22 protein-coding genes are annotated in these 17,957 nt (G+C 67.4%); 13 read left to right on the top strand and 9 right to left on the bottom strand.

Features of this window, described 5'->3' with window-relative positions; genetic code table 11:
- Positions 1 to 47: 47 nt before the first annotated feature.
- The 4 genes from P0Y33_RS07405 to P0Y33_RS07390 all read right to left on the bottom strand — a co-directional run bounded on the left by P0Y33_RS07405 (position 48) and on the right by P0Y33_RS07390 (position 3,170).
- Positions 48 to 341 carry a DUF7520 family protein gene (locus tag P0Y33_RS07405; RefSeq protein ID WP_279529899.1) on the bottom strand — a complete coding sequence of 98 codons (294 nt, stop codon included), beginning with the start codon at positions 339 to 341 and terminating at the stop codon, positions 48 to 50.
- 195 nt (positions 342 to 536) lie between these two features.
- Positions 537 to 2,270 (bottom strand): cbb3-type cytochrome c oxidase subunit I, encoded by a 1,734-nt coding sequence (locus P0Y33_RS07400; protein ID WP_279529898.1) that lies wholly within the window; start codon positions 2,268 to 2,270, stop codon positions 537 to 539.
- Positions 2,271 to 2,340: 70 nt separating this feature from the next.
- On the bottom strand, positions 2,341 to 2,619 hold the full coding sequence (locus tag P0Y33_RS07395) for a DUF6684 family protein (protein ID WP_279529897.1): 279 nt from the start codon (positions 2,617 to 2,619) through the stop codon (positions 2,341 to 2,343).
- A 191-nt stretch (positions 2,620 to 2,810) separates the two neighbouring features.
- Positions 2,811 to 3,170 (bottom strand): DUF7541 family protein, encoded by a 360-nt coding sequence (locus P0Y33_RS07390; protein WP_279529896.1) that lies wholly within the window; start codon positions 3,168 to 3,170, stop codon positions 2,811 to 2,813.
- 97 nt (positions 3,171 to 3,267) lie between these two features.
- On the opposite strand from P0Y33_RS07390, the gene P0Y33_RS07385 reads away from it, so the two are divergent.
- Positions 3,268 to 4,140 (top strand): cytochrome c oxidase subunit 3, encoded by an 873-nt coding sequence (locus P0Y33_RS07385; protein WP_279529895.1) that lies wholly within the window; start codon positions 3,268 to 3,270, stop codon positions 4,138 to 4,140.
- 51 nt (positions 4,141 to 4,191) lie between these two features.
- Positions 4,192 to 5,034: a biotin--[acetyl-CoA-carboxylase] ligase gene (locus P0Y33_RS07380; RefSeq protein WP_279529894.1), complete on the top strand. Its 843-nt coding sequence runs from the start codon at positions 4,192 to 4,194 to the stop codon at positions 5,032 to 5,034.
- On the opposite strand, the gene coxB is transcribed toward P0Y33_RS07380, so the two are convergent.
- Entirely contained in the window at positions 5,031 to 5,864 is an 834-nt protein-coding gene (gene coxB, locus P0Y33_RS07375; RefSeq protein WP_279529893.1) for a cytochrome c oxidase subunit II, read from the bottom strand. The genes P0Y33_RS07380 and coxB overlap by 4 nt on opposite strands.
- A 112-nt stretch (positions 5,865 to 5,976) precedes the next feature.
- Between coxB and P0Y33_RS07370 the strand changes: the two genes are divergently transcribed.
- Genes P0Y33_RS07370 through P0Y33_RS07360 form a run of 3 tightly spaced genes read left to right on the top strand, consistent with a single transcriptional unit; the run spans position 5,977 to position 9,059 of the window.
- Positions 5,977 to 7,356 carry a heme o synthase gene (locus tag P0Y33_RS07370; protein ID WP_382217302.1) on the top strand — a complete coding sequence of 460 codons (1,380 nt, stop codon included), beginning with the start codon at positions 5,977 to 5,979 and terminating at the stop codon, positions 7,354 to 7,356.
- Between the two features lie 39 nt (positions 7,357 to 7,395).
- Positions 7,396 to 8,316, top strand: a complete 921-nt coding sequence (locus P0Y33_RS07365) for an ABC transporter ATP-binding protein (RefSeq protein ID WP_279529892.1) — start codon at positions 7,396 to 7,398, stop codon at positions 8,314 to 8,316.
- Complete coding sequence (locus tag P0Y33_RS07360) at positions 8,313 to 9,059, top strand: ABC transporter permease (protein ID WP_279529891.1); 747 nt, start codon at positions 8,313 to 8,315, stop codon at positions 9,057 to 9,059. The genes P0Y33_RS07365 and P0Y33_RS07360 overlap by 4 nt, the downstream gene beginning before the upstream one ends.
- 10 nt (positions 9,060 to 9,069) lie before the next feature.
- Here the strand turns inward: P0Y33_RS07360 and P0Y33_RS07355 are convergent, their stop codons facing one another.
- Positions 9,070 to 9,768, bottom strand: coding sequence for a DUF420 domain-containing protein (locus tag P0Y33_RS07355; RefSeq protein WP_279529890.1), 699 nt, complete (start codon positions 9,766 to 9,768; stop codon positions 9,070 to 9,072).
- A gap of 126 nt (positions 9,769 to 9,894) precedes the next feature.
- Between P0Y33_RS07355 and P0Y33_RS07350 the strand changes: the two genes are divergently transcribed.
- The 8 genes from P0Y33_RS07350 (at position 9,895) to P0Y33_RS07315 (ending at position 15,551) form a co-directional block, all read left to right on the top strand.
- Complete coding sequence (locus P0Y33_RS07350; RefSeq protein WP_279529889.1) at positions 9,895 to 10,317, top strand: cobalamin B12-binding domain-containing protein; 423 nt, start codon at positions 9,895 to 9,897, stop codon at positions 10,315 to 10,317.
- Position 10,318: 1 nt separating this feature from the next.
- Positions 10,319 to 11,362: a methylmalonyl Co-A mutase-associated GTPase MeaB gene (gene meaB, locus P0Y33_RS07345; RefSeq protein WP_279529888.1), complete on the top strand. Its 1,044-nt coding sequence runs from the start codon at positions 10,319 to 10,321 to the stop codon at positions 11,360 to 11,362.
- 63 nt (positions 11,363 to 11,425) lie between these two features.
- Complete coding sequence (locus P0Y33_RS07340; RefSeq protein ID WP_279529887.1) at positions 11,426 to 11,917, top strand: AAA family ATPase; 492 nt, start codon at positions 11,426 to 11,428, stop codon at positions 11,915 to 11,917.
- A 227-nt stretch (positions 11,918 to 12,144) separates the two neighbouring features.
- Positions 12,145 to 12,726 (top strand): LOG family protein, encoded by a 582-nt coding sequence (locus P0Y33_RS07335; protein WP_279529886.1) that lies wholly within the window; start codon positions 12,145 to 12,147, stop codon positions 12,724 to 12,726.
- Positions 12,727 to 12,771: 45 nt separating this feature from the next.
- On the top strand, positions 12,772 to 13,515 hold the full coding sequence (locus P0Y33_RS07330; protein ID WP_279529885.1) for a hypothetical protein: 744 nt from the start codon (positions 12,772 to 12,774) through the stop codon (positions 13,513 to 13,515).
- 252 nt (positions 13,516 to 13,767) lie between these two features.
- A complete protein-coding gene (locus tag P0Y33_RS07325) occupies positions 13,768 to 14,238 on the top strand; it encodes a hypothetical protein (protein WP_279529884.1) in 471 nt (156 codons plus the stop codon).
- Between the two features lie 37 nt (positions 14,239 to 14,275).
- Positions 14,276 to 14,536 (top strand): hypothetical protein, encoded by a 261-nt coding sequence (locus P0Y33_RS07320; protein ID WP_279529883.1) that lies wholly within the window; start codon positions 14,276 to 14,278, stop codon positions 14,534 to 14,536.
- Positions 14,537 to 14,627: 91 nt separating this feature from the next.
- Entirely contained in the window at positions 14,628 to 15,551 is a 924-nt protein-coding gene (locus tag P0Y33_RS07315; protein WP_279529882.1) for a DMT family transporter, read from the top strand.
- An 11-nt stretch (positions 15,552 to 15,562) separates the two neighbouring features.
- Here the strand turns inward: P0Y33_RS07315 and P0Y33_RS07310 are convergent, their stop codons facing one another.
- The 3 genes from P0Y33_RS07310 to P0Y33_RS07300 form a co-directional block, all read right to left on the bottom strand.
- Complete coding sequence (locus P0Y33_RS07310) at positions 15,563 to 16,243, bottom strand: TIGR00266 family protein (RefSeq protein ID WP_279529881.1); 681 nt, start codon at positions 16,241 to 16,243, stop codon at positions 15,563 to 15,565.
- A gap of 68 nt (positions 16,244 to 16,311) precedes the next feature.
- Positions 16,312 to 17,460, bottom strand: coding sequence for a pyridoxal phosphate-dependent aminotransferase (locus P0Y33_RS07305; RefSeq protein WP_279529880.1), 1,149 nt, complete (start codon positions 17,458 to 17,460; stop codon positions 16,312 to 16,314).
- Entirely contained in the window at positions 17,457 to 17,948 is a 492-nt protein-coding gene (locus tag P0Y33_RS07300; RefSeq protein ID WP_279529879.1) for an Lrp/AsnC family transcriptional regulator, read from the bottom strand. Before P0Y33_RS07300 ends, P0Y33_RS07305 begins: the two co-directional genes overlap by 4 nt.
- Between the last annotated feature and the right edge of the window lie 9 nt (positions 17,949 to 17,957).

Here is a 17,957-nt window from a genome sequence, read left to right as displayed (position 1 = left end):
TTCGGCGGGGGGTGACTAATAACCTCTCCCCAGTTCGCGCTGGGTCGTCACTGTGGATTTCGATCCCGGGGCGTGGCGTCGTCCTGTTTGGCGACCCAGGCGACGACACCGAGGAGAACGCCGAGAATCGCACCGACGGACACGACGCCGTAGAGCGCGAGGTTGATCGGGGTGAGTGGGAACGTCACCGGGCCGAGCGTGGCGACGACGCCCTTCTCGACCGCGTTCTCGAAGACGGTCGCGCCGAGGATGTAGCCGAAGCCGCCGGCGACCAGGACTGAGGCGGCGTACATGTAGAGGACGACGCGACGACCGCCGACCGGGGTCCACTCGGTTTGCACGTTCGGCGGTTGGGGTCGGATGGATTAGCCTTTTGCGCTGTCGTCCCGACGTACACGTATGGAAGAGAAGGAAATCCTGTTCCTGACGCTCGCGGCCGTCGCAGCGCTCATGTTCACGTCGGCGTTCGTCCTGGTACTGACGTAACGCGCGAAGAAGGAAGGTCGAAAACGGCAGGGACGGAGTAGACCGCCGACTCAGTCGTCGTCCTGGTCCTCGCCGCCGTCGGCGAGCATCGTCTGCTGTTTCTGTTCGAACCACTGCCAGTCGTAGGTGAACTGACCGACTTCCTTGAGGTTCCACGGGTCGCCGTCCTCGACGCGGGGCCCCTCACGCCACGACTGGACCATGTTCCAGACCCAGAAGATGGTGCTGATGGTGATGAGGAGCGCACCGATCGTGGCGACGACGTGCCAGTCGGTGAACCGCGGGAGGTACGTGGCGTAGCGCCGCGGCATCCCGCCGTAGCCGAGGATGAGCATCGCGATGAACGTGATGTTCGACCCGAAGAGCGCCGTCCAGAAGTGCCAGTGCGCGAAGCGCTTCTGGTACATCCGGCCGGTCATCATCGGGAAGAAGTAGTACGACGCACCGAACAGCGCGAACCCGATGGCGCCGTAGACGATGAAGTGGAAGTGACCGACGACGTAGTAGGTGTCCTGCATCACGAGGTCGAAGGGGACCGCCGCGAGGAAGACACCGGTGACGCCGCCGAGGATGAAGTTCTGGACGAAACCGATCATGAACAGCATCGGCGCGGTCATACGCAATTTCCCGTTCCACATCGTGGTGATCCAGTTGAACACCTTGACCGCGCTCGGGATGGCGATAGCCAACGAGACCGCCATGAAGGAGCCACGGAGCCGCGGGTCGAGACCCGTGGTGAACATGTGGTGTGCCCAGACGCCGAAGGAGAGCACACCGATGGCGAGCGTCGAGTAGACGATGAACTTGAAGCCGAAGAGCTTGCGGCCCGCGAACTTCGGCAGGATGAGGCTCACCAGTCCCATCGGCGGGAGGACGAGGATGTACACCTCGGGGTGGCCGAAGAACCAGAAGAGGTGTTGCCAGAGCATCGCGCCGCCGCCCTCGGGCGCGAAGAACACCGTTCCGAAGTTCCGGTCGAGCAACAGCATGATGACTGCCGCACCGAGCAGCGGGAACGCGAACAGGATGAGCGCACCCTGCGTGAGGATGGTCCACGAGAAGATGTCGAGGTTCGCCCACGACACGTCGTCACCGCGCTCGGCGACGATGGTCGCGATGAAGTTGATACCGGCCATCGTCGTCGAGATACCCGAGAGGTGGAAGCCGAGCAGGAAGACGTCGACGCCCGGGTTCTCGGCGACGACCGAGAGCGGCGTGTACATCGTCCACGAGATGGCGGCGGGACCGACGCCCTCGAGGAAGGGCTTCGTGAAGAAGCCCGCCCAGATGAGCACCGTCGCGAACGGGAGGATCCAGAACGCGATAGCGTTGATCCGCGGGAACGCCATGTCGTCGGCGTCGATGAGCAGCGGCACCGCGAAGTTCGCGAACGCCGCGATCATCGGCGCGGCGAACAGGAACAGCATCGTGATGCCGTGGGTCGTCATCAGCGCGTTGTAGAACGTCGCCCCGCCGATGGAACTCAGGACGTCCATCGACGGCGAGATGAGTTCGAGGCGGATGAGCAACGCGGCGAGTCCGCCCCACGCGAACGCGAGCGTCCCGTACACCGCGTACAGGATGCCGATGTCTTTGTGGTCGACCGTGGTCAGCCATCTGGTCAGGCCGCCCGGTTTCTCTTCGTGTCCGGTCGCCTCACCGTACCCCCCACCAGTACCGAGTGGGGTGTACGAACGCCAGTCTTCGAGACGCGTGAGCCAACCCGCCACGATGACCAGCAACACCCCCATGAGTACAGTGAGGACGATCTGGGGTTCAGCCATAGGTAGCCGTGGGGAGGCCACAGTAAAGAAAGATAGGGTTTCCTTCGACCGGATTCCGGCCGGCGGTTCTTCACTCCTCGGCGACGACGTTCTCGCCCTCGCCGTAGTCGTGCTCCGCGCCCTCGATCTTCTTCGCGGAGACGTAGGTGAGGATGGCGAGTCCGACGAACGAGAGCACGAGGATGGCGTACTGGAGGATGCGCCCGAGCGTCGACTCCGCGCCCCACGGGTTGAACACCCAGAAGAGGCCGACGAAGAAGAGGATGATGAACAGCGGTACGAAGTTGACTACGAGGTCGAGGAGGACCTCTTTGTTCCAGAGGGATGGTTCGTTGCTTCCGTTACTCATTACGCAGACGTGTGTGGGCCGTCCAAATATACCTTGGTGGTTTTCGGGAGCGAACGGTAGTGAGCGAGCGAAAACGCCGCTGGACTTGTCCAGCGGAAGTTCGCCGAGCGACAGCGAGGCGAGAACGCGAGTGTAGCACGAAGAACGGTAGTGAGCGAGGCGAGAGCGTGAAGGTAGAACGGGAGTGAGCGTCAGAGACGCTTCGACTCCACGAGGAAGAGGACGACTCCGGCGACGAGTGCGATGGCTCCCGCGCCGACGAGCGAGAGCGCGCGCGTGTGGTACGTCGTCAGGACGAGCAGCAGTCCGCCCGCGGCGCCGACGAGCGCGCCGAGGCCCAGCGCGGACGGCCACAGCGACCGGGTGTACCCGGACTCGCGGAGGATTCCGGCGACGCTCGCTTCGAGGATGAGGACCCCGCCGACGGCGACGGGGACGAACGGGCCGCCCATGAACACGCCGAACTCCGAGAGGACGAGTCCGAGCGCGACGAACATCGGCCACGGACTCGACTTCCGGTACTGGCTACTCAGGCCCGGTTGTTCTTCCATGGACACGAGTTGGCAGTCGAGCGTAAGAAGCGTGTCGCTCCCGTGCCGTGAGAACGGTTGGGAGGATTTTTGGTGGGGGCCGCACAACTCCCGGTACATGACCGCAACGGACGAATCAGACGAGCACGGCCACCACGGCTTCCTCCCGGCCGTCCGTGACTTCCCACGTGGGTACGGTGAGGCGAGCTGGTGGCCCTTCTTCGCCGCCGTCGCCGTGACCGGAATCTACGTCGGGGCGTCGCTGTACGTGCTCGGCATGGGTGAATCGCCGCTCCTCCCCAAGAGCATCGGCCTCGGCGTCTTCGGCGTCTCGGCCGCCGGATTCGTGTTCAGCCTCTTCGGGTGGATGTACCACGCCTTCTCCAGTCACTTCTGGGAGGACACCTCCCACAACGAGGGGAAGTCGCTCCGGATGGGGATGTTGCTGTTCCTCGCGACCGACATCGCGACGTTCAGCGCCGGATTCGTCTACTACTTCTTCATCCGTTCGGGCGCGTGGTCCGCCGAAATCCTCCCCCACGGCGGCGTCCTCGGGGCGCTCGTCGTCGTCAACACGCTCCTGCTGGTCACGTCCAGTTTCACCTACCACTGGGCCGAGAAGCAACTCCAGCGCGGGAACAAGGACGCGTTCATGCGCTGGCTCGGTCTCACCTTCGTCATCGGTCTCGTCTTCCTCGCTGGGCAGGCCTACGAGTACTTCGAACTCATCGAGCACGCCGGCTTCACGCTCACTTCGGGCATCTACGCGAGCGCCTTCTTCGGACTGACCGGCCTCCACGGTCTCCACGTCTCGCTGGGTGTCTTCCTCATCGGCGTCATCCTCTTCCGCGCGGCGCGCGGGCAGTTCTCCGCCGAGCGCCACGTCGCCGTGACCACGGTCTCGTGGTACTGGCACTTCGTCGACGCCGTCTGGCTGTTCCTCGTCGCCGTCCTCTACGCCGGCGCGGAACTCGGCCTCGGCGCCCACTGAAGGACTACACTCTTCTCCGTCCGTTCGCTACGTCGGGACCGAGACCACACTATGGACCCCGACGCACTCGACGCGCGCGTCGCCGCGCCCGTCGAACACCACGACACGCTACCTAGTACCAACGACGTCGCTCGGCAACTCGGCCGCGCCGGCGAACCCCACGGAACGTTCGTCGTCGCCGACGAGCAGACGGCCGGCCGCGGACGGACTGGTAACGTCTGGGTCTCGCCCGAGGGTGGCGTCTGGTCGAGTACGCTCCTCCGTCCCGACTTCTCGCCCGCACACGTCGGCCGACTCACCTTCGCCGGTGGGCTAGCCGCCGCGGAGACCGCCGAGTCGTTCGGCGTCGAGGCGGGGCTGAAGTGGCCAAACGACGTCCTCGTCACGGCTGACGGTACCGAAGCGAAGAAGATCGCCGGCGTCCTCACGGAAGCGGTCGTCGACGAGGTCCCGGTCGCGGGTAAGCCGGTCGACGAAGTCCTCCCCGGGACCGACCCCGAGTCGGCGGACCTCTCGTTCGTCGTGATGGGCATCGGCGTCAACGCCGACCTCGCGCCCGCCGACCTGGAGACGGACCGTGCCGTCGCGACACTTCGCGACGAACGCGGCGAGCCAGTCGACCCCGTCGAGGTCGCGGCGATACTCCACGGCAAACTCCTCCACTGGGCGGAAGTCGTCGAGACCGCGGACGGATTCGCCGAGGCACTCGACGCGTGGCGCGAACGGAGCGTGACGCTCGGCGAGCGCGTCCGCGTACAGATCCGTGGGGGTGAGGAAGTAGTCGGACGGGCAGCGCGTGTGACGGAGACGGGCGCGCTCGTCGTCGAGACTGACGAAGGGACGGGGACAGTCGAAGTGACGGAAGGAGAGTGCGAGCGGCTTCGACCGACTTAGGCCGCCAACTGACCGGCCGACGGGGCGGCGACACTCGCGGAGGAGTTGTTCGCGGTCCCCGAGGAACCGGAGCTAGCGCCCGAGCCGGAGCCACTGGACGTCTGCTGTTCGACCCAGTTCTGGTACTCCTGCTGGGAGACGACCTTGAAGCCGGCGAGCATGTTCGAGTGGCCCGCACCGCAGAACTCCGCACAGTAGAGGACGTACGGGTCGTCGCGGATGGCCTCGGAGTTGATGGTCGTCACGATGTAGTTCTTCTGTCCGGGTATGGAGTCTTTCTTCAGTTTGAGCGCCGGGATGTGGACCGCGTGGATGACGTCTGTCGCGGTGGTCATGATGGCGAGTTGGCGCTCGGCCGGCACGACGATGGGTTTGTCCTGCATGTTCGCCGTGTAGCTGATGTTGTGTTCGGGGTACTCGGCCTTCCAGTACCACTGGACCCCGATGATGTCGACTTGCACGGCGCCGTCGTCGACGGCGTTCTGATAGGTCGTCTGCGTGGCCGTCACGGAGGGTTGGGCCATCGCTCCGTACGCGGCGACGCCGACGAACAGGAGGACGACCGCGGTCGCGACGGTCCAGGTGATTTCGAGTCGTCGGTTCTCCTTCGTGGGCTTCGCCTCCTCGGTCTTGCGGAACTTCCAGACGACGTACGCGAGGATGCCCTCGACGAGGAGGGTGATGGGAAGTGCCGCGGCGAGCAGGAGGTTGCTCACGTTGTCGATGTACCGCGCGGTGTTGCTCAACGGCTCGGCGGCCGCGGGGCTGACGCCCGCGACGAGGAACGCCGCCAGGGCCGAGAAGAACAGCGCGTACCGCTTACCTCTCATTACTACGTGTACGTTGCGTCGGTGTCCCATAAATAGCTGACCCATTTCCCGACGGTCGCGCGCCCGAGGATGCGAGGACAATAAGTAGCCGTAGCCGCAACGGTCTCTCATCGTGACCGTGCGTCTCCACTCCCGTCTCGGTTTCGTCGGCCTGCTCGCGGCGGCGACCGTCGGCGTCTACGCCCTGCTCGTCCTCGGTGCGACGACGGCGCTGACCGACGCCGCCCACGCTTGCCCGACCTGGCCCGCCTGTAACGGGGAGTGGTTCGCACTCTCGTCGCCCTCGCTCGCGATCGTCTGGGCGCACCGCGCCCTCGCAGTGGTCGTCGGCGCCCTCGTCGTGGGCGTCGCGTGGCTCGCCGTCCGCGGCGGCGAGTCCCGTCGGGTCCGCGCAGCCATCCTCGTCGCGGCCCTCGCCTACCCGGTCCAGGTCGGTATCGGCGCGTTCGCCGCGACCACCGGATCGGCGGCACTCGTCTCCGGCGCCCACCTCCTCCTCGGCGTCACCATCCTCGCCGGTCTCGTCCTCGCGCTCGCCTGGACGCTCGAGGCGCGTACCGCCCACCTCCCGTCCGCCGAGTCCAGCGGTGCTCCGCGCGGCGCCGACGACCCGGAACCCCCATCGTCCGGCCCGCTCGCGACGGCCCACGCCTACTTCCGACTGATGAAGCCTCGGCTGATGTGGCTGCTCTGTCTCGTCGCCTCCGCCGGGATGGCCCTCGCCGCCGGTCCGACGCTCTCGGCACGGACCGTCCTCTGGACGCTCCTCGGCGGAGTCCTCTCCATCGGCGCGAGCGGGACGTTCAACCACGTCCTCGAACGCGAGAAGGACCAGAAGATGGACCGGACGGCCGACCGACCACTCGCGACCGACCGCGTCCCGCCACGTAACGCGCTGGTGTTCGGACTCGGTCTCGCCGCCGCCTCGCTCGCCGCGTTCTGGCAGGTCAACCTCCTCGCGGCCGTCCTCGGTCTCGTCGCCATCCTCTTCTACAGCGTCGTCTACACGCTCGTTCTGAAGCCCAACACCGTCCAGAACACGGTCATCGGTGGATTCGCGGGGTCGCTGCCCGCGCTCATCGGGTGGGCGGCCGTCACCGGCGACGTCGGACTCCCCGCCCTCGCGCTCGCGGCCGTCATCTTCCTCTGGACGCCGGCGCACTTCTACAATCTCGCGCTCGCCTACAAGGACGACTACGCGGCCGGCGGCTTCCCGATGATGCCGGTCGTCCGGGGCGAGGCGACGACTCGGAAACACGTCGTCCTCTACCTGGGCGCGACGCTCGCCAGCGCGGCCGTCCTCGGACTCGCCGCCCGCCTCGGTGCGCTCTACGCGTTGACGACGCTCGTCTTCGGTGCGTTGTTCCTCTGGGCCGCCGTCCGCCTCCACCGCGAGCGCGACCGATCGGCCGCGATGCGCTCGTTCCACGCCTCGAACGCCTACCTCGGTGCACTCCTGGTCGCGGTCGTCGTCGACGCGCTCGTCCTCTAAAACGGAACCCTTACTCCCGCGCCCGCCACACCACGAGACATGTCTGTAGTCGTCGCCGACGACGTACACGAGACGTACGGCGACACCGTCGCCCTAGACGGGATCTCGCTCGCCGTCGACGCCGGCGAGGTGTTCGCGCTCGTCGGCCCGAACGGTGCGGGGAAGACGACGCTCACGCGGTGTCTGACCGGGACCCGACGCCCCGACTCGGGAAGCGTCTCGCTCATGGGCGACCCGCCTGCCGAGTCGGCCCGCGAGCGACTCGGTCTGCTCCCACAGGACTTCGACCCGCCAGAGCGACTCACTCCCGGAGAACTCGTCTCCTACTACGCCGGCCTGTACGAGGGCGCACGCGACCCGGACACGCTCCTCGACGAAGTCGGGATCGACCCACGAACCGACACCTGGTACACGGACCTCTCTGGTGGGGAGAAGCGACGGACCTGCGTCGCCGCTTCGCTCGTCAACGACCCCGACGTCCTCTTCCTCGACGAACCCACGACGGGCGTCGACCCGGCCGGCCGGCAGGCGCTCTGGACGCTGTTCGAGGACCTCGCCGCCGGCGGGACGACGATCTTCCTCACGACACACTACATGGCCGAGGCCGAGCGACTCGCCGACCGCGTCGGTCTCCTCGCCGACGGGGCACTCGTCGCGAGTGGCTCTCCCGACGAACTCGTCGCCGAGTACGGCGGCGCACCCTCGCTCGACGTCGAGACCGACGCCGTCCCCGCCGACTTCGAGGAGTCCCGGTACACCCCCGAACGCGCCGACGGGGCGCTCGTCTTCGAGGGCGTCGACCCGACCGAGATCGGTGACGTCGCCTCGGCGTTCGCGGAGCGCGGACTCGACTTCGAGTCGCTCTCGTGGTCCGAACCGGACCTCGAAGACGTCTACCTCGCGCTCGCCGGGGACCGCGTCGACGTCGTCGAGGAGACAGAGGAGGAGGTCGTCGCATGAGTGCGGTCGACCGCGTCGGTGCGGAGTTCGTCGCGTCCGCCCGGTCGTTCCTCCGGCGGCGGACGGCGGTCTTCTTCACGTTCTTCTTCCCGGTCTTGCTCATCGCCATCTTCGCGGGACTCATCCGCGTCCAGCCGACTGGCGGTGGACTCTTCTCGAAGCCGACCGGCTACTACGTCCCCGCGTACCTCGCCGTCGTCGTCCTCTTCACGCCGCTCTCCCGGGTCGGAAGCGAAGTCGCCCGCCACGTCGAGGGCAACCGATTCGAGAAACTCGCGACGACACCGCTCGCGGAGTGGGAGTGGCTGCTCGCTCAGACGCTGGTGAACGTCGCGCTCATCGTCGTCGCCGCGGTGGCGCTCGTCGTCGCGTTGCTCGTGCTCGGCGCGTCGTTCGCCCTCTCGCCGTGGCTCGCGGCCTTCGTCGTCGTCACTTCGGTCCTCTTCTGCGGCGTCGGGGCCATCCTCGGTAGCCTCGCGGACTCGCGGGACGGCGCCATCTCCATGTCGAACGGCGTCGCACTCCCGCTCCTCTTCCTCTCCGATACGTTCGTCGAACCGTCGCTGTTCCCCGCCTGGTTCCGACCGCTCCTCGACCTCTCGCCGCTCACTTACTTCGCGCGGGGGGTTCGACAGGCGACCTACGCCGGCGGGTCCGTCCTCGGTGAGTTCGTCGTCGTCTGCGTCCTCGCGGTCGCGTTCTTCGCGCTCGCGACGCGGATGCTGCCGTGGGCGTCGGAGTAGCGACTCGGGCCTACTCCTCGCCGTCGAGTCCGCACCGGACACGGAGGCCGGGTGCTGCGAGGAGCACGAGGAGACCGCGCTCCATCGCCTCCCACGAGTAGACGTGGTTGAGCAAGACGTAGGTGACGACGCCGAGGAAGAGGCTGAGTCCCCACGCGAACGCCGCGACGCGGCCGACGCGCGGGTGGGCGGTGTCGCCGAGTTCGTCGGGCGGGTGGGTGAGTCCGAGGAGGATGGCGTAGAGGACGACCGGCACCGCGACGACGGAGAGGACGATGTGGACCGCGAGCATCAGGAGGTAGAGCGGTTCGACGACGCCCGCGTACTGGTCTAGGAACTGTCCCTGCCGGATGACGATGGACTTCTCGAAGCCACCACCGACCTTCCAGAGGTAGAGGACGAGGAAGACGCAGATGAGGAGGAACGTCGTCACCATCGCCCGTCGGTGGCGGGCGACGTCCCCGCGGCGAATCGCGCGCCATCCGACGAGGAGGACGACCAGCGCGGTGGTGTTCACGACGGCGATGAGGTCGGAGAAGAGGAGTACCTGTGCGCGCGTGAGGTCGGGGAACAACGGGATCACGCCGGCGAACGCCGAGGCCACGAGTCCGTAGCCGACCACCGAGAGGACGGCCGTCACGAGTTTCGCGTGGTCGGCCAACCACTCGCCGGTCGGCCCGTCGAGGACCGCGTCGGTTGGACGGCTCATGGCCGTCCCTTCCGGCGTCAGACTATACCCTCTTTCGCTTCGGCGGTCAAACTGAGTTGCTGTAGCGCAACTACAGTATCGTTCGTGACCGTTAGAGTGAAAGTCGGGTGTGTGTAACCTTCACGTATGAGTGTCGAAGCAGGGACAGAGCAGGAGCGGAACATCCGCTGTCTCATCGCGAAGGTCGGACTCGACGGGCACGACCGGGGTGCCCACGTCATCGCGCGGGCGTTCCGCGACGCCGGCTTCGAAGTCATCTACTCGGGGCTCCACAAGGCGCCGGACGAGATCGTCAACGCGGCCGTCCAGGAGGACGTCGACGTCGTCGGGATCTCCATCCTCTCGGGTGCGCACAACACGCTCGTCCCGAAGGTCGTCGAGGGCCTGAAGGAGTACGATGCCTTCGAAGACACGTTGCTCATCGTCGGGGGAATCATCCCCGACGACGACCGCGAGAAACTCTACGAAGAGGGAGTCGACGCCATCTTCGGTCCCGGCACGGAGATGGAAGAGACTATCCAGTTCGTCCGCCAGAACGTCAAACGATAGGATGGAGGACGAGGACGGCGACGAGCCGAGAGACACGAGGCGACCCTCGTCGGAACTGCGTTCCGACGGCGGCGAGCCACGACTCGTCGAAGAGTTGCTGGCGGGGAAACACCGCGCGCTGGCCCGCGTCATCACGAAGATCGAGAATCGAGAGGCCGACTACCGCGACATCGTCTCGGCGCTCCACCAGCACACGGGCCACGCCGACGTGATCGGCATCACCGGGAGCCCCGGCGCCGGGAAGTCGACGCTCGTCGACAAACTCGCGAAGGCCTATCGCGACGAGGGGCTGACGGTCGGCGTCATCGCCGTCGACCCGTCCTCGCCGTTCTCCGGCGGGGCCGTCCTCGGCGACCGCGTCCGGATGGCGAGCAACGTCGGGGACATGGACGTCTTCTTCCGCTCGATGTCCGCGCGCGGGAGCCTCGGCGGTCTCTCGACGGCGACCGGCGACGCGGTGAAGGCCCTCGACGCCTTCGGCAAAGACAAGATCATCATCGAGACGGTCGGCGCCGGACAGAACGAGGTCGACGTCGTGAAGACCGCGGACACGGTCGCGGTGCTCGTCCCACCGAGTTCCGGCGACGACATCCAGATGCTCAAGGCGGGGATCCTCGAAATCGGCGACGTCTTCGTCGTCAACAAGGCGGACCTCGCCGGCGCGGACAAGACGGTCTCGGAGTTGAAGGGGATGCTCGACATGCGCGACCGCGAGGAAGACGGCTGGGACCCCCGCGTCGTCGAGACGGTCGCGACCCAGCGCGAGGGACTGGAGGAACTCCTCGACGCGTTCGCGGCCCACGGCGAGTGGCTCGACGAGACCGGCGAGCGCGAGGAGAAAGAGCGCCAGCGATACGCCGAAGAGATCCGGATGCTCCTCCGCGAAGACGCGAGTGCGCTCCTCGAAGACGAGATCGAGCGTCGCGGCGGGATGGACCACCTGGTCGACCGGGTCCTCGACCGCGAGACGGACCCCTACACCGTCGCCGACGAGGTCGTCGCTCCGCTGGAGGAGTGCTTCGACGGAGCGCACGAACCCGAGTGAGACCTCGCGGACGACCGGCCGACTCCGCGAACTTTTAGGCGCCGACGCCCCGACTCTCCGGTAGTGACCCGACTCGTCGCGGTCTGTGGACTCCCCGGTACGGGGAAGACGACCGTCGCGGAGGCCATCGCCGAGCGCCTCGACGCCGAACGCCTGCGGACAGACGTCGTCAGGAAGGAACTCTTCCCGGACCCCGAGTACACCGAGGAGGAGGTGTCGGCCGTCTACCGCGAGGTGCTCGACCGGGCGCGCGAACGGCTGGAAGCGGGCGAGAGCGTCGTCGTCGACGCGACCTTTCAGGACGTGCGCTACCGCGAGTGGGCGCGCGAGCGGACGGCCGACGCCGGCGCCGACTTCGAACTCGTCGTCGTCGAGTGCGACGAGGACGTCGCGAGAGAGCGCATCCGCTCGCGGACCGAAGACGAGAGCGACGCCGACGTCGACGTCTACGACATCTTCACCGAGACGTTCGACCCCGTGGAGATGGACCACGTCACCATCGACAACTCCGGCGACCTCGAAGCGACCTACCGACAGGTCGACGAGCAGTTCTGAGTGGCTGACGGACCGGACGCTCCGCTCTCGACACGCCGGTGTCCGGCCGACGTCGCGTGGCCGGCGTGTCGCTCCAGCTATCGCACGGGGCGTCTGGTCCCGTCTTCGTACGTGAACCTTCGCCGGCAGCACGCGCTGTCTCCACCGGCCGAGTCACGTGGCAACCGTGACCCCATCGAGACCGTGAACGCGCAACCTTCAGGAGTGGCCCGCGCGAATCCGTCGACATGGACGCTGTCTGCGTGTACTGCGGTTCGAGTCCCGGTGATCGACCCGAGTACCTCGACGCCGCCCGGGAGATGGGGCGGACGCTCGCCGAGCGCGACCTCACACTCGTCTACGGCGGTGGGAGCGTCGGGATGATGGGCGCCGTCGCCGACGCCGTCCTCGACCACGGCGGCGAGGCGGTCGGCGTCATCCCCGAGGCCCTCGACGCCCGCGAGGTCACCCACCAGGAACTCAGCGACCTCCGGGTCGTCGACTCCATGCACGAGCGCAAACAGACGATGGCGGACCTCGCCGACGGGTTCGCCGCGCTCCCCGGCGGACTCGGCACGCTCGAAGAGATCTGCGAAATCCTCACCTGGGCACAACTCGGCATCCACCGGGACCCCTGTGGCTTTCTCGCCGTCGAAGACTACTTCGACGACCTCGTCTCCTTCTTCGACCACGCCACCGCGCAGGGGTTCGTCTCCGAGGACCACCGCGACCTCGTCCTCGTCGCCGACGACCCCGACGACCTGCTCGACCGCTTCGAGGCCTACGAACCGCCCGAGGTCCCCCGGTGGCTCGACGAGTCCGAAACCTGAGGGCGTAGTCGAAACGCACTCGGTCCCCGATTTCGAAGGTGGGGTATGACTCTGCGCGTCGGTCGGGCGCTCCGGAGCGGAGCGGCCCAACTCGTGACGCCCGTCGGCGTCTGTCTCTACCTCGCCTACGCGCTCCTGTTCACGGTGTTCCAGTCGACCGTCTACGGTCTCGTCTCCCGGCTGTTCGCCAGTCGTTCCGGCTCGCTCGTCCTGACGCCAGTCACGTCGCCGCTCGGCTACCACGCCAGCTACCCCGTGTACGCACTCGCGCTCGCGGTGACCGGTCTCGGACTCGTCTCACTCACGGTCGTCCTGACGCGGGCGTTCGCACGCGGTTGCCAACACGGGCTTCCGCCGGGCGTCTTCCGGCGTCGTGCGGGGTGGGCCGTCTTCCACTTCGTCGTCGGCGGACTGACCGTCGCGCTCGTCGTCGCCGCGGGGACGCTCCTCTTCGTCGTCCCAGGTGTCCTCGCGTACCTCGGGATGCTGTTCACGCAGTTCTACATCGCCGTCGAGGACGCACCCTTCCCGCGCGCGATTCGGCGGAGTTGGCGGGCTACCGCGGGCCACCGACTGCGTGTCCTCGCCCTCGTCGCATCGTTCGGGGTGTTCTCGCTGCTCGACGCGTTCGTCGCCGTCTTCCTCACGAACCGACTGTTCGGTCTCGTCCCCTTCGTCGCCCTCGAAGTGCTCGAAGTGTTCCTCAACACCGTCGTCTTCGTCTTCTCGATGGCCACGATGGCCGACGCCTACCGACAGCTCCGGGCCGAGTCGTACGTCACCGACTGACACACACGGGTAAGGCTTATGGGTTCACCCGTTGACACTCCAGTCACGTGAGTCGCCCTACGAGGGCGATTCGCGGGTGACCCGAGATGACCACCTACCGCACACCGAACCCCGCCGCTCGCTTCGCCACGAGCGCGGGGTCTCTCCGCGCACCGAAGGGTGCCGGGGTGTGCGTATCCGGGTGGTCTCTCGCATCCGCCCGCATCAGCGCGCATCCCGCCGCCGCGTGACGTCACACGCGGCGGACTCGGGGTGCGTCCCCGGTCCGCGACCGCCGAACGGAACCGGACCGGGATACGCCTTCTCCGACGCCGCCGCGAACGACGTCACAGCGACGGGAGCGTGCCGCTCCCGCGGACAGGGCCGCCGGCCGAGTTCGACGCTCGGCGGGAGCGTATGGCCATCCAGATGCCACGAGTCGGTGTCACCGCCGACCTCCGCGTTCAGGTCCCGCGCAACGACCAGGGCACCCTCGTCGACGGAGCACAGTCCGTCGTCGAACGCGTCGACGCCGTCGACGCCGTCGAAGACCTCGGCGTGACGGCAGTTCGCCCGGACCTCAACACCGTCCACACGGACGTCCGGGTCGACCTGACGCTCGCCGCCGACCGGGACGCCGACACCGAAATCGACGCGGACCACGTCGCCGAAACCCTCCGCGAGGGATTCGGCGTCCAACGCGTCGACGTCCGCGACGTCCGCGACGTCGGCCCGCCCCACTAGCACCGTCCCCGAACCGCCACCCGACCACCGCGAACAGATGCGACGACCCGACCACCGACGATTCGACGTACAGCGCGCCTACCGACGGGCACCCGCGCCGTGGAAGCCCCTCCTCTTCGCCGCCGCGATCCCGGTCGCCCTGTACCTGCTGACGCACCCGGTCCACGCTGCCCTGCTGGCCGGTCTCGTCGCAGGCCGACTCTCGACTCGGTTCGCGCCCCACGGCCGGCGCGTCCTCCGGCACCGCTTCCGCCTGCTCGCCCGGTTCGTCCGGCGTGAGTTCGCCGCCGTCCGATAGGTCGCCCGCGGGACCGATCTCGCACCCGTGGGTCGACCGCCCACGTTGCCCACAGCGGTACGTTTTACTTCCTCCTCTCCGCGGTCCAACTATGGCGGACCGTCGAGACGTCGTCTTGTTCCTCACACTCGCCTTCCTCTGGGGGTCCGCGTTCGTCGCAATCAAGTTCGGCCTCAACTACTTCCCACCGGTACTCTACGCGGCGCTGCGCTACGAATTCGGCGGCCTCGTCGTCCTCGCCTATGCCGCGGCGACGTGTGAGCGTTGGGTCCCGCGGGGGTGGGCCGACGCCCAGCAGATTCTCGTCCGCGCCGTCCTCATCTTCGCCGTCTTCCACGCGCTGTTGTTCCTCGGCCAACAGTACGTTCCGAGCGCCATCGCGGCGATTCTCGTCGCGATGAACCCGGTCCTCACCGCGGGGTTCAGCCGCGTGTTGCTCCCCGAGGAGGACATCACCGTCCGCGACGCCGCCGGACTGCTGTGTGGGTTGGCCGGCGTCGTCGTCCTCGTCGGTCCGGACGTCGCCGGACTCGGCGGACTCGGCGGCCTCGGTGGCGGTGAGAGTGGCGGACTGCGAGGCCCGCTACTCGTCTTCGGTGGCGTCGTCGCCATCGCGCTCGGGAGCACGCTCGCCGAACGCCTCGACCAGCGACTCGACGCCCGACCGCTCACTGGGTGGTCGATGTTCCTCGGCGCGCTCCTCATCCACGTCGGGAGTCTCGCCTCCGGGGAGTCGCTCGCGGCCGTCCAGTGGACGCCGCTCTCCATCGCCGCGCTCCTCTACATCGCCATCCTCCCGGGTGCAGCGGGGTTCATCTGTTACTTCGAGTTACTCGACAGCCTCGTCCCGTACAAGGTGAACCTCGTCAACTACGTGGTCCCGGTCGTCGCGACGGTCTTCGGGTGGGTGCTCCTCGGCGAGGTGCTCGGGCCCGAGGCGCTCGTCGGCTTCCTCGTCATCCTGCTGGGCTTCTCGCTCCTCCACTGGCGACAGGTACGGGGATACGTCGGCTGAGAGTTTCTCGGTCAGTTCCCGCCGGTCGGGAGTTCCGCGGCGAGGCGTGCGGTGAGCGCCTCGAAGTCACGCGTCTGGAGCCACACCGTCCCCGGCCCTGTGAAGTCGCAGACCCACCCCTCGCCGCCGAAGAGTTTGCCCTTCAGCCCTCGCTCGATGGAGCGCGTCGAGAAGGAGACCGTCTCGTCGAACGCGACGACGTGGCCGGTGTCGACGGTGTAGGTCTCGCCCGCGGCGATTTCGACGCGGTCGACCGCGCCGTAACTCCCGAAGAAGGCGTGGCCGCGCCCGGAGAGTTCGAGCAGGACCAGACTCTCGGTGCCGAAGAAGGAGGTGGCGCCGCCGAGACCCGAACTCACCTCGACGTCGGACTCGGCCGCGAGGAACGCCCCCGACTGGAGGTAGAGCGTCTCGTCGGCGAGTTCGTGGGCGACCACGTCACCGGGGAGCGGTGGCGCGAACTTCACGTGACCCGGCTGCTCGGCCCGGAACGTGTTCACGAAGAAGGACTCGCCGCCGAGCGCGGACTTCGCGGCGCCGAGTAGCCCACCCGAACCGGCGGTGCCCGTCTCCATCGCGATACCCTCGGACGTGGCGACCATCGCGCCGGGTTCCGCGTCGACGGACTCGCCCTCGTCGAGGTCGACGGTCAACTGTGCGAACGACGGGCCGTAGGAGACGTCGTACTCCATGGGGGAGAGTGCGTCGTCATCGGGGATAAACGTCGACTGAGCCGTGCTACGCCCCCACTCGGGTGGGACTACTCCGCCTCCCAGTCCTCGTAGAACGACTCGATGCGGTTCATCGCCTCGCGGAGTTCACTCAGCGAACGGGCGTAGGAGATGCGGAGGTGGCCCTCGCCGCTCTCGGCGAAGACCCGGCCCGGCACGACGGCGACGCCCTCCTCGCGGAGGAGTTCTTCGGCGAACTGCTCGTCGTCGCCACCACACCGCGGGAAGACGTAGAAGGCGCCCCTCGCCTCGAAGCAGTCCATGCCCATCTCCTCGAAACGGGAGAGGACGAAGCGCCGCCGGCGGTTGTACTGCTCGCGCATCGAGACGACGTCCTCGTCGCAGGTACGGAGGGCTTCGAGGGCGGCGTGCTGGGCGGTGGTGGGCGCCGAGAGCATCGTGTACTGGTGGATGCGGTTCATCGCGTCGACCACCTCGGGCGGTCCCATCGCGTAGCCGAGGCGGAGACCGGTCATCGCGTAGGCCTTCGAGAAGCCGTTGAACACGAGCGTCCGCTCACGCATCCCCGGGAGCGTGGCGATGGAGGTGTGGTCGTCGCCGTAGGTGAGTGCGGCGTACACCTCGTCGGAGAGGACGGCGAGGTCGTGTTCTTTCGCGAAGTCCGCGACCTCCACCAGGTCGTCCTCGGTCATCACCGCGCCGGTGGGGTTGTTCGGGAAGCACATGACGAGCACCTCGGCATCCTCGGCACCCGCGTCGGCGAGGGCGTCGTAGGTGAGGCGGAACTCGTCTTCCGCGCGCGTGGGGACCGAGAGGGTCTCGCCACCCGAGAAGGAGGCGTCCGGGCCGTAGGAGATGTAGGCTGGTTCGACGACGGCGACGGTGTCTCCGGGGTCGACTAGCGCGCGCATCGCGAGGTCGACGGCCTCGCTGACACCCGTGGTGACGAGAATCTCGTCTTCGGCGTCGTAGTCGAGGTCGTAGCGCCGGACGTGTTCGGAAATCTCCTCGCGGAGTTCGCGCATCCCGCGATTCGACGTGTAGGAAGTCTTCCCCTGTTCGAGGGAGTCGATGGCGGCGCGGCGGGCGGCCCACGGCGCGCTGAAGTCGGGTTCGCCGACGCCGAGGGAGATGACGTCGTCCATCTCCTCGGCTATCTCGAAGAACCGCCGGATGCCGGAGGGCGGCGTCTGCTTCGCTCGCTCCGAGAGCTTCATGGCGAGTACGTGAGTCGGTCGTCCTCGTCGGCGCGCTCGAAGTCGATGCCGGCCTCCTTGTAGGTCTCCATCACGTAGTGGGTGACCGTCTGGGTGATCTCCGGGATGGGAGCGATCTGCTCGGAGATGAACTGCGAGACCTCGTTCATCGACTCGCCCTCCACCTCGATGGCGAAGTCGTAGTCCCCGCTGACGAGGCGGAGTTCGCGCACCTCGGGGTACTTCGCGATACGGCGAGCGATGTCCTCGTAGCCGGTCTCGCGGTCGAGTTCGACGTTCAACTCGACGCTCGCGCGGACGCGCTCCTCGTCAACGTTCCGCCAGTCGACGACGGCGGTGTAGCCGCGGAGGACGCCCGCGCGTTCGAGCGCGGCGAGGTGTTCTTCGACCGTCTCGGCGTCGACGCCGAGTTGGCGTGCGAGGTCGGCGACCTCGTAGCGGGCGTTCTCCCGGAGCAACTCGAGAAGTTCCCTGCGCGTCTCGTCCATGCCTACCCC

This window comes from Halospeciosus flavus, assembly GCF_029814175.1.
GTDB classification, from domain to species: Archaea; Halobacteriota; Halobacteria; order Halobacteriales; family Halobacteriaceae; genus Halospeciosus; species Halospeciosus flavus.
The sequence above is the reverse complement of the archived record's forward strand: the minus strand, read 5'-3'. Positions and strand labels throughout refer to the sequence as shown.